This is a genomic window from Variovorax sp. GW821-FHT10B04, assembly GCF_059415645.1.
Genome location: NZ_JBWKNQ010000009.1, coordinates 131,012 through 144,242 on the forward strand (window position 1 = coordinate 131,012; position 13,231 = coordinate 144,242).

Genomic DNA, 13,231 nt, shown 5'->3' on the forward strand with positions numbered 1-13,231 from the left:
CGCGCCGGGCTGCTCAGGCGACGGGCTGGGTATTGCGGAGCTTGATGTGCAGCTCGCGCAACTGCTTCTCGTCGACCTGGCTGGGCGCCTGCGTCAGCAGATCCTGCGCGCGCTGGGTCTTGGGGAAGGCGATCACGTCGCGGATCGAGTCGGCACCCGTCATCAGCATCACCAGCCGGTCCAGGCCGATGGCGATGCCACCGTGCGGCGGCGCGCCGTACTGGAGCGCATCGAGCAGGAAGCCGAACTTGAGCTGAGCGTCCTCCGCGCTGATCTTCAGCGCGCGGAACACCTTGCTCTGCACTTCCTCGCGATGGATACGAACCGAACCGCCGCCCATCTCGATGCCGTTGAGCACCATGTCGTAAGCCTTGGCGATGCACTTCTCGGGCGCTGTGTCCATCAGGTCTTCATGACCATCCTTGGGCGCGGTGAACGGGTGGTGCACGGCCGACCAACGCTGGCCTTCCTCATCGAACTCGAACATCGGGAAGTCGACCACCCACAGCGGCGCCCAGCGGTTGTCGAACAGCCCCGTCTTCTTGCCGAAGGCGCTGTGGCCGATCTTCACGCGGAGTGCGCCCATGGCGTCGTTGACGACCTTTTCCTTGTCGGCGCCGAAGAACAGGATGTCGCCGTTGCGTGCACCCGTGCGCGCGATGATCTCGGCCAGCGTCGAGTCGTCGAGGTTCTTGACGATCGGGCTCTGCAGACCATCGCGGCCGGCTGCGGCGTCGTTGACCTTGATGTAGGCCAGGCCCTTGGCACCGTAGATCTTCACGAACTCGGTGTAGCCGTCGATCTCGCCGCGCGACATGCCGCCTTCGCCGCCACCGCCCGGCACGCGCAGTGCCACCACACGGCCGTTCGGCATCGTCGCGGCATTGGAAAACACCTTGAAATCGACGCGCTTCATGAGCTCGGTGAGTTCGGTAAATTCGAGCTTGACGCGCAGGTCCGGCTTGTCCGAGCCGTACTTGAACATCGCGTCGCCATAGGTCATGACCGGGAACACGGGCAGTTCGATCTCGGCTGCTTCGCGGAAGACCTTGCGGATCATTCCCTCGAACATCTCGCGGATCTCTTCTTCCGCCATGAACGAGGTTTCGATGTCGATCTGCGTGAATTCCGGCTGCCGATCGGCGCGCAAGTCCTCGTCGCGGAAGCACTTCACGATCTGGTAGTAGCGGTCGTAGCCCGACACCATCAGCAGCTGCTTGAACAGCTGCGGCGATTGCGGCAACGCATAGAAGCTGCCGTCATGCACGCGGCTGGGCACCAGGTAGTCGCGCGCACCTTCGGGCGTCGACTTGCCGAGCATCGGCGTTTCGATGTCGATGAAACCATTGGCATCGAGGAACTTGCGCGCGGCCATCGTGACCTTGTAGCGGCGCATCAGGTTGTTCTGCATCGCCGGGCGACGCAGGTCGAGCACCCGGTGCGTGAGGCGTGTGGTTTCCGACAGGTTGTCGTCGTCCAGCAGGAACGGCGGCGTGACCGAAGGATTCAGCACCTTCAGTTCATGGCACAGGACTTCGATCTTGCCGCTCTTGAGGCCTTCGTTGGTCGTGCCTTCGGGACGTGCACGCACGAGACCCTTGACCTGGATGCAGAACTCGTTGCGCAGGCCTTCGGCAACGGCGAAGGTCGATGCCCGATCGGGGTCGCACACCACCTGCACGTAACCTTCGCGGTCGCGCACGTCGACGAAGATCACGCCGCCGTGGTCGCGACGACGGTTGACCCATCCACAAAGAGTGACGGTTTCGCCCATCAGGGCTTCGGTCACGAGACCGCAATAGTGAGAACGCATGGCCATAGATCGATTCCAGCGCCAGCTTGGCGCATTTCTTTATTTGGTCGGAAGGGTTGCGGGGCCGCCAGGGACCACCACGCCCATCGAGACGACATATTTGAGCGCCTCGTCGACGCTCATCCTGAGTTCTATGCAATCGCTGCGCTTGAGCATCACGAAGTACCCGCCCGTCGGGTTCGGCGTGGTGGGAACATACACGCCGAGGTATTCGTCAGGGCCGAGATAACCCTGCACCTCGCCACTGGGCGCACCCGTCACGAAAGCGATGGTCCAAAGCCCCTCGCGCGGCCACTGGATCAGCACCGCGGTGCGGAAGGCGTTGCCATTCTCGGAAAACAACGTGTCCGACACCTGCTTGACGCTCGAGTAGATCGAGCGCACGACGGGGATGCGGCGCACCAGGGCATCGCCCCATCCGAGCAGACGCTTGCCGACGAAATTGCTGGCGATCGCCCCGACGACCAACAAGATCGCCAGCGTGAACAAGACGCCCAACCCGCGCACCCGATGTTCGGTGAGCCAGTTCTGCCAATCTTCCGGCAGCAGCCAAAGCGTCTGGTCAAGCGTGCCGATGATCCAGTTGAGCACGCCCAGCGTGATGGCCAACGGAACGATGACCAGCAGACCCGACAGCAGCCATTTGCGCAGGGCGAGCATTGGAATCTCAGTCTTTCTTGGCCGCTGCGGCGGGTGCAGGCGCCGGGGCTGGTGCGGGCGCCGAAGCGGGTGCAGGGGCCGCCGCGGAGGAGGATGCACCGTTGTCGCTCGACTGGACGGCCGAAGCCGCTGGAGCGACTTCGGATGTCTTGGAACTCTTCTCGCCGCCGGCTGAATCGCCGGAGCTCTTGCCGCCATCGCGGAAGTCCGTGACGTACCAGCCCGAGCCCTTCAATTGAAAACCTGCAGCAGTGACCTGCTTCTGGAAGGTGCTCGCGCCGCACGCCGGGCACACGGTGAGCGGTGCATCGGACATTTTCTGCAGCTGGTCTTTGGCAAAGCCGCAGGTGCTGCACTTGTAGGCGTAGATGGGCATGATGGGGAGACTGGAAAGCGCGGCGCAGCTGCCGCTCGCAAAGCCCGCGATTATAAAGCGCCGGCCATGCCCTGCAGGCGGCGGGCTGCGCGGGCCTCAGTCCGATGCAACGGCCAATGGCCGGTGCGGCGTGTGCGTGTTGGCGACCCATTGCGGCGCCAGCGACCCGGCGAACATGCCGACGAAAGCCGCGATCACACCCGCGAGTTGCGCCGGAAAAGCCGCGCCCCAGGGCGTCGCGAGGAACAGCAGCCATATGCCGATGCCCAGCACGACAGCGGCGACCGCACCCTGCGTGGTCGCGCGCCGCCAGTACAGGCCGCAGACCAATGGCACGAAGGCGCCAACCAGCGGCACCTGGTAGGCGCCGGAGACCAGCTCGTAGATCGGTGTGCCCTGCATGCGGATCGAATAGGCCAGCACCGCCGCACTGAACACCAGCACCGTGATGCGCATGGCCAGCAGGTTCTGGCGGTCCGTGCCGGAGGGGCGGAACTGCCGCCAGATGTTTTCGGTGAAGGTAACGCTGGGCGCAAGCAACGTCGCCGAAGCCGTCGACTTGATGGCGGACAACAACGCGCCGAAGAACAGCACCTGCATCACGAACGGCATCTTCTCCAATACCAGTGTCGGCAGCACCTTCTGCGGATCTTCCTTCAGCAGCGTGGCGGTTTGCTCCGGCATGATGAGCAGCGCACTGGCCACGAGGAACATCGGCACGGCCGCAAAAAGAATATAGGAAATACCGCCGATCACCGGGCCGCGCGTTGCCGCCTTCACGCTGTTGGCCGACATGACGCGCTGGAATACGTCCTGCTGGGGAATGGAGCCCAGCATCATCGTGATCGCGGCGGCGAAGAAGAAGATCATGTCCTTGAAGTTGGGCTCGGGCCAGAACTTGAACAGGTCCTTGCTGACCGCGAAGGCCACCACCTTGTCGGCCCCGCCCGCCATCTGCCCGGCGAACACCGCGATGATCGCCAAGCCAAGCACCAGGATGATCATCTGGATGAAGTCGGTGACCGCCACCGACCACATGCCACCGAACAGCGTATAGGCCAGGATCGACAGCACGCCGATCACCATGCCCGCCGGAATGCTGATCGCGCCGGCCGACAGCAGGTTGAACACCAACCCCAGCGCAGTGACCTGCGCAGACACCCAGCCCAGATAGCTGAGCATGATGATCAGCGAACACGCAACCTCGACCGTGCGGCCGTAGCGCTCGCGGTAGTAGTCGCTGATCGTCAGCAACGTCATGCGATAGAGCTTGCCCGCGAAGAAAAGCCCCACCAGGATGAGGCAGGTACCCGCGCCGAAGGGGTCTTCGATCACCCCGTTCAGTCCGCCTTCGATGAACTTGGCCGGAATGCCGAGCACCGTTTCGGAGCCGAACCAGGTGGCGAAAGTCGTCGTCACGATCATGAAAAGCGGCAGGTGCCGGCCCGCGATCGCGAAGTCAGTGGTGTTCTTGACGCGCCGGGCCGCATACAGGCCGATGGCGATCGTGATCAGCAGATAAACAACGACCAGGGTGAGCAACACGACAGACTCTCCTCAGAAAAAGCGCACGCGCATGAGCACCTGCATGACGATCAACCCCAATACAAAACCCATGCCACCGTAGACGAGGGACTGCAGCAACCTGTTGGTGCGCTTTTGCGCCTGAAGCAGCTCGAGCAACTCGCGCCGATGATCGGGCGGCCGGCGCTCCAGGAACTCATGCAGCAGACGCGGGAACTGGGGCAGCAACTTGGCATAGCGTGGCGATTCCTCGCGCAACTGCTCGAGCAGCTTGCGCGGTCCGACCTGGTCGATCATCCATTTCTCGAGGAACGGCTTGGCCGTGGCCCAGAGATCGAGTTCCGGGTCGAGCTGCCGGCCAAGCCCCTCGATGTTCAACAGCGTCTTCTGCAGCAGCACCAGCTGTGGCTGGATCTCCACGTGAAAACGTCGTGACGTCTGGAACAGCCGCATCAGCACCATTCCGAGCGAAATCTCCCGGAGCGGCCGATCGAAATAGGGCTCGCACACCGTGCGGATCGCGGCTTCGAGTTCGTCGATGCGCGTGCCCTCGGGCACCCAGCCGCTTTCCAGGTGGAGCTGTGCCACCCGCTTGTAGTCGCGGCGGAAGAAAGCCACGAAGTTCTGCGCGAGGTATTCCTTGTCGGATTCCGTCAGCGTGCCGACGATGCCGAAGTCCAGCGAGATGTAGCGCCCGAAGGTTTCCGGCGCCAGGCTGACCTGGATGTTGCCGGGATGCATGTCGGCATGGAAGAAACCGTCGCGGAACACCTGCGTGAAGAAGATCGTCACGCCATCACGCGCCAGCTTCGGGATGTCGACACCCGCGGCGCGCAGGCGCTCCAGCTGTGCGATCGGCACGCCCTTCATGCGCTCCATCACGATCACTTCAGGATGGCAGAAATCCCAGAACATCTCGGGGATCAGCACCAGCTCGAGCTTTTCCATGTTGCGCCGCAACTGAGCGGCGTTGGCGGCCTCGCGCACCAGGTCGAGCTCGTCGTGCAGGTACTTGTCGAACTCCGCGACCACCTCGCGCGGCTTCAGCCGCTTGCCGTCGGAAGACAGGCCTTCGACCCAGCCGGCCATCATCGCCATCAGCGCCAGGTCTTTCTCCATGACGCCGCGCATGCCGGGCCGCAGCACCTTGACGGCCGCTTCACGCAGTTCGCCGTTCCGGCCCCGGATCGTCGCGAAATGCACCTGCGCGATCGATGCGCTCGCGATCGGTGTCTCGTCGAACTGCACAAAAATGTCGGCCAGCGGCCGACGGAATGCACGCTCGATGGTCGCAATGGCCACCGAAGACGGGAACGGCGGCACACGGTCCTGCAGCCAGACCAGTTCCTCGGCGATGTCGGTCGGCAGCAAGTCGCGCCGCGTGGACAGCACCTGCCCGAACTTCACGAAGATCGGGCCCAGCCGCTCCAGCGCTTCCCGCAGGCGCTGCCCGCGCGGCGCATCGAGATTGCGCCCGACCGACACGATGCGCGCAACCACGCGCAGCCAGGGCTTCTGGAAGCTGGTGAGGACCAATTCGTCGAGGCCGTACCGGAGCGCGACCCAGACGATGAAGATGCCGCGATAGAGACGGCTCATTCGGTGCCCGAAGACTCCGTGCCGGCAGCCTGCCGGCCGGCGTTGCGGCCGGTGAATTGCCGCAGCGCCGCCGCCACACGGCGGGCGCCATTGGCGACCGTGTGCGCAGGCACGTCACCGATCACGCGCGCAAGGTCGTCCTCCACGTCCCAGCGCACATGATCGACCAGCCAGTTCACCTCGGCCGCGAGCTGAACGTCGCCGACGATGCGGACGGACGGCTTCTCGCCGCGCAACGTGGCCTGCGCCAGCCCCAAAGGCGAGGTTTCTGCCACGGTGAGCGTGAGTTCGGGCTGAGCAGCTTCTGGCGCCAGATCGAGAAGGCCGGCTGGCGTGGCGATCAGCTTGATCGTCACGAAGCGCCATTCGAACTGCACGACGCGGTCTTTCTGGCGCAGCAGACGCTGCTGCGCCTCGGGCTCCTGCTGCAGCACGTGATTGAGGAACAGCACCACGCGGTGCTGGATCTCGTGAACCGCCCAGGGCGGCGGCTGCAGACGGCTGCCGATGCTCTCGAACAGACCACCAAGAAAAGAAAATGGGGACGATGGTGTAGCCATGTCCCCATTATCCGGTCTCGGCGCGGCCTTTATGGCCGCTCGTTGCTCACTGCAATGCCTGGACGCCTGCAACCAGCCAGCCGCTCGAACCGCTGACGGGCTTGGTCATGTTCCATACCTCACGGAACGGCGTCGGGCCGGTCGAAGCGTCTTCCCGGATCATTCCCGAGAACTCCACGCTGGCCATGTAGGCGTCCGGCAGTTCCTCGATGCCCAGCAACTTGGCATCGAGCATCACCACGTCGGTCTTGTTGACGACACCGCCGGTGTGGCTCGCGCGGTCCGCCAGCTGCGTCTGAATTTCGCCGACCATGCCGTCGGTCATCATGGAACGCAAGGTCGACACGTCGGCACGATCCCAGGCGGCCTGCAGCGTCACGAAATTGCGCTTGGCTGCACCGAGGAAACCGTCGACGTCGAAGCCGACAGGAATGCCCCAGGACTGCGATCCGGCGAGTGCCGAACCGATCATGCTGCCCGAGCCTGCCGCTGCGGCGCCGGCCATCGACGACCCGCCCGCGGCGGCCTCCGTCTGCACGGGCGTCGCATCGAACGCGGTTGCACTGCGCTCCCAGGGACGACCCGCCTCATTGCCCATCTGCGCCGGGTTGTACTGTGCCGGTGCAGGCACGTCGGCCGATGCGCCGGCGGTGCCAAACGCAAAGTTGCCGGGACGAGCCACCGATGCATTCGCACCGCGCGAGCGTGCGCTGAACATGCGCCAGACCATCAGCGCCGCAAACACGAGCAGGCCGATCAGCAGGATGTTGCCGAAGCCGGCGCCGAGTCCGAGCGAATGGGCCAGCCACGCGAGGCCCAGACCTGCTGCGAGGCCGCCGAGCATTGCGCCCCACGGGCGTTTCGGTGCAGCGGCCGCGGGTGCCGGCGTGGCCGGACGCGGTGCGGCATTCGTCGCATTCTGTGTGGGTGCGCCAGGGGCGGCTGCGGGCGGCGTCGATTGGCGCTGCGTCACGTTGGACGACTGCCTGCCAAATGACTTGCCACCGCCCAGCCGCGCCGCTTCGGCCTGGATGCTCGCCACGGCGAGGGCTCCCACCAAAACGACAGACCAGAACTTCTTCATGATGTCTCCTCTTTCACAAGATTGCTTCAACACTTGATTCCAACATGCAGGGCGACGACGCCTCCCGTCATGTTGTGATAGTCCACGTGCCCAAAACCGCCCTCTTTCATGAGGGTCTTGAGCTCATCCTGCGCAGGATGCATGCGGATCGATTCGGCCAGATAGCGGTAGCTCGCGTCGTCGCCAGCCACCGCCTTGCCCAGGCGCGGCAGCACCTTGAATGAATACCAGTCGTAGGCCTTCTGCAGCGGCTTGGCGACCTTCGAGAACTCGAGCACCAGCAGCTTGCCCCGCGGCTTGAGCACGCGGTTCATCTCCTTGAGCGCCACATCCTTGTGGGTCATGTTGCGCAGCCCGAAGGCCACGGTGACCACATCGAAATGGTTGTCGGGAAAAGGCAGCTTTTCTGCATCGCAGACCAGCGTGGGCAGTGCGACGCCGGCATCGAGCAGGCGGTCACGCCCCGTGCTCAGCATCGCCTGGTTGATGTCGGTGTGCACCACCTGACCGGTCGTGCCGACCTTCTTCGCGAAAGCCAGTGCGAGGTCACCGGTACCGCCCGCGATGTCGAGGACCTTCGAGCCTTCGCTGACGTTGGCGACCATCACGGTGTAAGCCTTCCAGGCGCGGTGCAGCCCCATCGACATGAGGTCGTTCATGAGGTCGTAGCGGGTCGCGACCGAATCGAAAACGCCGCGCACGCGGCGGGCCTTGTCGCTTTCGTCGACTTTTTCGAAGCCGAAATGGGTGGTGCTCATGCGCCCGATGTTAGGGCGGAAGCGCCTGAATCAAGCCGACGACCCCGCTGGGCCGCCGGGCTTTGCGGGCTCAGTGTCCGCCGCAGGCGTGGCCGCCCTTCGCCGACATCGGCGCGTCGCGGTCGACACCGGCCGCCGCGAGACGGCGCTCGTACTCAGCCCACAACGCATCCTGCTGCGAGCCCAGCTCATACAGCAGGTCCCACGAGAAGATGCCGGACTCGTGCCCGTCCGAGAACACCGGTTTCACCGCGTAATTGCCGACCGGCTCCAGGTCGGCGAGTTCGACGTCGCGCTTGCCGGTCTGCAGCACTTCCTGGCCCGGGCCGTGGCCCTGCACTTCAGCCGATGGCGAATAGACGCGCATCAGCTCGAACGGGATACGGAAATTCGCGCCATCGGAAAAGCCGATCTCCAGCACCCGCGACTGGCCGTGCACGGTGATCGATTCGGGCGTCGGTGCGCCCGCCTTCAGACCTGCCATCAAAAACTCCTTGCGTTGAGCGACGCGATCATCGCGGACTCCGCGGCCGGCAGCATCGATGCCACTTCCGCGAGTCGGGCCGCGTTCGCGTCGCGCTGCGCGCTTGCCCAGACCGGCGACGGAAAGCGGCTGTCCCAGTCGAAGCGCGCGATCACGTGCCAGTGCAGATGCGAGACCATGTTGCCCAGCGCCGCCAGGTTGATCTTCGTCGGCGCGAGATGCGTGAGCAGCGCCTGCTCCACGACGGCCACGGCCTCCATGCACAGCGCACGGTCGGCTGGCGACAGGCCGGAAAATTCCGCCACGTGATCGGACCACACGACGCGGTAGAAGCCCGGGAAGTCCGCCTCGCCGGCATGGATCACCCGCAACCTCGCGCCGGCCCACACCAGGCGTCCACCAGCGTCGCCGCACAGGGAACAGCCGTCCAGGCGCAGACCGCTCATACCAGCACCCGCTCGATACCGCCGCTGTTGGCCGCGGCGACATAGTCCGGCAGCCACTGATCGCCGAGGATCTGGTTCGCCATCTCGACCACGATGTAGTCGGCTTCGAGAAGACCGTTGTTCAGGTCGTTGCCATAGCGGCTCAGGCCCTGCAGGCAGCTCGGGCAGCTGGTCAGGATCTTCACGTTGGCGTCGACCGCGATCTTGCCGTCGGCGCGCAGCGAGGCCTCACCCTTGCGCAGTTCCTCTTCCTTGCGGAAGCGGATCTGCGTGGAGATGTCGGGCCGCGTGACGCCCAGCGTGCCGGACTCGCCGCAGCAACGGTCGTTCTTCTGCACGCCGTCGCCGACCAGCGCCTTCACGGTCTTCATCGGGTCCTGCAGCTTCATGGGGCTGTGGCACGGGTCGTGGTACAGGTAGCCACCGCCGCTGGCGGCGCCGAGCGTGATGCCCTTCTCCAGCAAATACTCGTGGATGTCGATGATCCGGCAGCCCGGGAAGATCTTGTCGAACTGGTAGCCCTGCAGCTGGTCGTAGCAGGTGCCGCAGCTCACCACCACGGTCTTGATGTCGAGGTAGTTGAGCGTGTTGGCGACGCGGTGGAAGAGCACGCGGTTGTCGGTGATCATCTTCTCGGCCTTGTCGAACTGCCCGCTGCCGCGCTGCGGATAGCCGCAGCACAGATAGCCTGGCGGCAGCACGGTCTGCACACCCGCATGCCACAGCATGGCCTGGGTCGCGAGCCCGACCTGCGAGAACAGGCGCTCCGAACCGCAACCGGGGAAGTAGAAGACGGCCTCCGTCTCGGCCGTGGTCGCCTTCGGGTTGCGGATGATCGGCACGTAGTCCGCGTCCTCGATGTCGAGCAGCGCACGCGCCGTCTTCTTCGGCAGGCCGCCGGGCATCTTCTTGTTGATGAAGTGGATGACCTGTTCCTTGATCGGCGCCGGCCCCAGCGTGGCGGGAGGTGCCGAAGTCTGCTTCTTCGCGACGCGGCGCAGCAGGTCGTTGGCCAGGCGCTGCGCCCTGAAACCGATGTCGACCATGCCGGTGCGCATCATCTTGATGGTCTGCGGATTGGTCGCGTTCAGGAAGAACATCGCCGCAGCATTGCCGGGGCGGAAGCTCTTCTGCCCCATCTTGCGCAGCAGGTTGCGCATGTTCATCGACACGTCGCCGAAGTCGATCTTCACCGGGCAAGGCGTCAGGCACTTGTGGCAGACCGTGCAGTGGTCGGCCACGTCCTCGAACTCCTCCCAGTGCTTGATGCTCACGCCGCGCCGCGTCTGCTCCTCGTACAGGAAGGCCTCGACCAGGAGCGAGGTCGCCAGAATCTTGTTGCGCGGGCTGTAGAGCAGGTTGGCGCGCGGCACGTGGGTCGCGCACACCGGCTTGCACTTGCCGCAGCGCAGGCAGTCCTTGACCGAGTCGGCGATGGCGCCGATGTCGCTCTGCTGCATGATCAGCGACTCGTGGCCCATCAGGCCGAAGCTCGGCGTGTAGGCGTTGGTCAAATCGGCGTGCAGGGGTTGCGCCGAGGCCGGGTCGACGCGCAGCAGCTTGCCCTTGTTGAAGCGCCCTTCCGGGTCGACGCGCCGCTTGTAGTCGGTGAAGGGCTGCAGCTCGGCGTCGGTCAGGAACTCGATCTTCGTGATGCCGATGCCGTGCTCGCCGGAGATCACGCCGTCCAGCGATCGGGCCAGCGCCATGATGCGCACCACCGCCGCATGCGCGGTCTGCAGCATGTCGTAGTTGTCGCTGTTGACGGGAATGTTGGTGTGGACGTTGCCGTCGCCCGCATGCATGTGCAGCGCGACCCAGACGCGGCCCTTGAGCACCTTCTGGTGGATGGCCGTGCATTCCGCCAGGATCGGCGCGAATTCGGCACCGCTGAAGATCTGCTGCAACGGCGCGCGCAACTGGGTCTTCCAGCTCGCGCGCAGCGAATGGTCCTGCAATTGCGGGAACAGCGCGTCGATGTCCTGCAGCCAGCCGCGCCACAGCTCGCGCACCTCGCCCACCAGCACCAGCGCTTGCGACACGCGGTCCTCCAGCAGCTCGGCCGACGGAATGTCGTGGGCATCGTCGGTCTTGCCCAGCGGCAGGTTGCCGCGCGTGAAGAAGGCCTCGAGCGCATCGGTCAGCGCCAGCTTGTTCTGCAGCGACAGCTCGATGTTGATGCGCTCGATGCCGTCGGTGTACTCCGCCATCCGCGGCAGCGGGATCACCACGTCCTCGTTGATCTTGAAGGCGTTCGTGTGGCGGCTGATCGCGGCGGTGCGCTTGCGGTCGAGCCAGAACTTCTTGCGCGCTTCGGCGCTGATGGCGATGAAGCCTTCGCCGCTGCGCGAGTTGGCGATGCGCACGACCTCCGACGTGACACGTGCCACGTCGTCCGCGTCGTTGCCCGCGATGTCGCCGAACAGCACCATCTTCGGCAGGCCGCCGTGCTTCTTCGACTTGGTCGCATAGCCGACCGCCTTCAGGTAGCGGTCGTCCAGATGTTCGAGACCAGCCAGCAGGACGCCCGATCGCTTCTGCTCGGCGAACATGAAGTCCTTGATCTCCACGATGCTCGGCACCGCGTCCTTGGCATTGCCGAAGAACTCCAGGCATACCGTGCGCGTGTGCGCCGGCATCTTGTGCACGACCCAGCGGCAGCTGGTGATCAGTCCGTCGCAGCCTTCCTTCTGGATGCCCGGCAGGCCAGAGAGGAACTTGTCGGTCACGTCCTTGCCGAGGCCTTCCTTGCGGAAGGTCCTGCCAGGAATCGTGAGCCGTTCGCGGCGGAGTGCCGTCTCGCCATCGGCCGAGTAGTACTGCAGATCGAACACCGCGTTCTCTGCGTCGTGGATCTTGCCCAGGTTGTGGCCCACGCGCGTGACTTCGAGCCATTCGGCCTGCGGCGTCACCATGCGCCACGACGCCAGGTTGTCGAGCGCCGTGCCCCACAGCACGGCCTTCTTGCCACCCGCGTTCATCGCGACGTTGCCGCCGACGCACGATGCCTCGGCCGAGGTCGGGTCGACCGCGAACACATAGCCGGCGCGCTCGGCCGCATCGGCCACGCGCTGCGTGACGACACCGGCTTCGGTCCAGATCGTCGGCACCGGCGCATCCAGGCCCGGCAGCGACATCAGCTCGACCTCGGTCATCGCCTCGAGCTTCTCGGTGTTGATGACGGCGCTGTTCCAGGTCAGCGGGATCGCGCCGCCGGTATAGCCGGTGCCGCCGCCGCGCGGGATGATGGTCAGGCCGAGTTCGATGCAGCCCTTGACCAGCAGCGCCATCTCGGCCTCGGTGTCGGGGCACAGCACGACGAAGGGGTACTCCACCCGCCAATCGGTCGCGTCGGTCACGTGCGACACGCGCGACAGCCCGTCGAACTTGATGTTGTCCTTCGCCGTCAGGCGGCGGAATGCCCGCGTCGCCTTGCGGCGCAGCACGGACACGTCGCGGAACATCCGGTCGAAACCTGCGATCGCCTGCGACACCAGGCTCGACAGCTCGCCGACCAGCAGGTCGCGCTGGGCGTCGACGTCGGGTGTGCGGCGCTTGCCGACCTCGGTCAGCCGGTGATTGAGCGCGTCGACCAGCTGGCCGCGGCGACGCGGGTTGTCGAGCAGGTCGTCGACCAGATACGGGTTGCGCTGCACGACCCAGATGTCGCCCAGCACCTCATAGAGCATTCGGGCCGAGCGGCCGGTGCGGCGCTCGTCGCGCAGCGACTGGAGCAGTTCCCAGCCACGTTCGCCGAGCAGGCGAATCACGATCTCCCGGTCGGAGAAGCTGGTGTAGTTGTAGGGAATCTCGCGAAGTCGGGCGGGCTCTGCGGCCTGCGACAACAACGCAGTCAGCGCGATCGGAGCGTTCATCGGGGGGAGCAGCCTCGGCAGGACGCTGCGCGCCCTTGAACCGGGCCGGCGA

General features: G+C 65.0%; 11 protein-coding genes. All 11 read right to left on the reverse strand.

Annotation, left to right across the window (positions count from 1 at the left end):
* Positions 1-13: 13 nt before the first annotated feature.
* A complete protein-coding gene (gene aspS / locus AC07PZ_RS21810) occupies positions 14-1,819 on the reverse strand; it encodes an aspartate--tRNA ligase (protein WP_495297234.1) in 1,806 nt (601 codons plus the stop codon).
* Between the two features lie 33 nt (positions 1,820-1,852).
* Complete coding sequence (locus AC07PZ_RS21815) at positions 1,853-2,473, reverse strand: DUF502 domain-containing protein (RefSeq protein ID WP_495297235.1); 621 nt, start codon at positions 2,471-2,473, stop codon at positions 1,853-1,855.
* A 7-nt stretch (positions 2,474-2,480) separates the two neighbouring features.
* On the reverse strand, positions 2,481-2,849 hold the full coding sequence (locus AC07PZ_RS21820) for an FmdB family zinc ribbon protein (protein WP_495297236.1): 369 nt from the start codon (positions 2,847-2,849) through the stop codon (positions 2,481-2,483).
* Between the two features lie 96 nt (positions 2,850-2,945).
* Positions 2,946-4,394: a high affinity choline transporter 1 gene (locus AC07PZ_RS21825; RefSeq protein WP_495297237.1), complete on the reverse strand. Its 1,449-nt coding sequence runs from the start codon at positions 4,392-4,394 to the stop codon at positions 2,946-2,948.
* A gap of 12 nt (positions 4,395-4,406) precedes the next feature.
* Positions 4,407-5,972, reverse strand: coding sequence for a ubiquinone biosynthesis regulatory protein kinase UbiB (ubiB, locus tag AC07PZ_RS21830; protein ID WP_495297238.1), 1,566 nt, complete (start codon positions 5,970-5,972; stop codon positions 4,407-4,409).
* Complete coding sequence (locus AC07PZ_RS21835) at positions 5,969-6,532, reverse strand: ubiquinone biosynthesis accessory factor UbiJ (RefSeq protein WP_495297239.1); 564 nt, start codon at positions 6,530-6,532, stop codon at positions 5,969-5,971. Before AC07PZ_RS21835 ends, ubiB begins: the two co-directional genes overlap by 4 nt.
* A 46-nt stretch (positions 6,533-6,578) precedes the next feature.
* A complete protein-coding gene (locus AC07PZ_RS21840; RefSeq protein WP_495297240.1) occupies positions 6,579-7,616 on the reverse strand; it encodes a Tim44 domain-containing protein in 1,038 nt (345 codons plus the stop codon).
* Positions 7,617-7,642: 26 nt separating this feature from the next.
* Positions 7,643-8,374, reverse strand: a complete 732-nt coding sequence (ubiE, locus tag AC07PZ_RS21845; protein WP_495297241.1) for a bifunctional demethylmenaquinone methyltransferase/2-methoxy-6-polyprenyl-1,4-benzoquinol methylase UbiE — start codon at positions 8,372-8,374, stop codon at positions 7,643-7,645.
* 70 nt (positions 8,375-8,444) lie between these two features.
* Positions 8,445-8,858 (reverse strand): gamma-butyrobetaine hydroxylase family protein, encoded by a 414-nt coding sequence (locus AC07PZ_RS21850; RefSeq protein ID WP_495297242.1) that lies wholly within the window; start codon positions 8,856-8,858, stop codon positions 8,445-8,447.
* Entirely contained in the window at positions 8,858-9,304 is a 447-nt protein-coding gene (locus AC07PZ_RS21855) for an HIT family protein (RefSeq protein ID WP_495297243.1), read from the reverse strand. Before AC07PZ_RS21855 ends, AC07PZ_RS21850 begins: the two co-directional genes overlap by 1 nt.
* The gene (locus tag AC07PZ_RS21860) at positions 9,301-13,179 is read right to left on the reverse strand and encodes a DUF3683 domain-containing protein (RefSeq protein ID WP_495297244.1); all 3,879 of its coding nucleotides are present in this window, start codon (positions 13,177-13,179) and stop codon (positions 9,301-9,303) included. Before AC07PZ_RS21860 ends, AC07PZ_RS21855 begins: the two co-directional genes overlap by 4 nt.
* Positions 13,180-13,231 lie beyond the last annotated feature (52 nt).

Bases quoted from the DNA above. Each gene is read 5' to 3' on its own strand.
- AC07PZ_RS21820 (WP_495297236.1), bottom strand. From the start codon at position 2,849: ATGCCCATCTACGCCTACAAGTGCAGCACCTGCGGCTTTGCCAAAGAC.
- ubiE (WP_495297241.1), bottom strand. From the start codon at position 8,374: ATGAGCACCACCCATTTCGGCTTCGAAAAAGTCGACGAAAGCGACAAG.
- ubiB (WP_495297238.1), bottom strand. From the start codon at position 5,972: ATGAGCCGTCTCTATCGCGGCATCTTCATCGTCTGGGTCGCGCTCCGG.
- AC07PZ_RS21815 (WP_495297235.1), bottom strand. From the start codon at position 2,473: ATGCTCGCCCTGCGCAAATGGCTGCTGTCGGGTCTGCTGGTCATCGTT.
- AC07PZ_RS21855 (WP_495297243.1), bottom strand. From the start codon at position 9,304: ATGAGCGGTCTGCGCCTGGACGGCTGTTCCCTGTGCGGCGACGCTGGT.
- AC07PZ_RS21835 (WP_495297239.1), bottom strand. From the start codon at position 6,532: ATGGCTACACCATCGTCCCCATTTTCTTTTCTTGGTGGTCTGTTCGAG.
- AC07PZ_RS21850 (WP_495297242.1), bottom strand. From the start codon at position 8,858: ATGGCAGGTCTGAAGGCGGGCGCACCGACGCCCGAATCGATCACCGTG.
- aspS (WP_495297234.1), bottom strand. From the start codon at position 1,819: ATGGCCATGCGTTCTCACTATTGCGGTCTCGTGACCGAAGCCCTGATG.
- AC07PZ_RS21860 (WP_495297244.1), bottom strand. From the start codon at position 13,179: ATGAACGCTCCGATCGCGCTGACTGCGTTGTTGTCGCAGGCCGCAGAG.
- AC07PZ_RS21840 (WP_495297240.1), bottom strand. From the start codon at position 7,616: ATGAAGAAGTTCTGGTCTGTCGTTTTGGTGGGAGCCCTCGCCGTGGCG.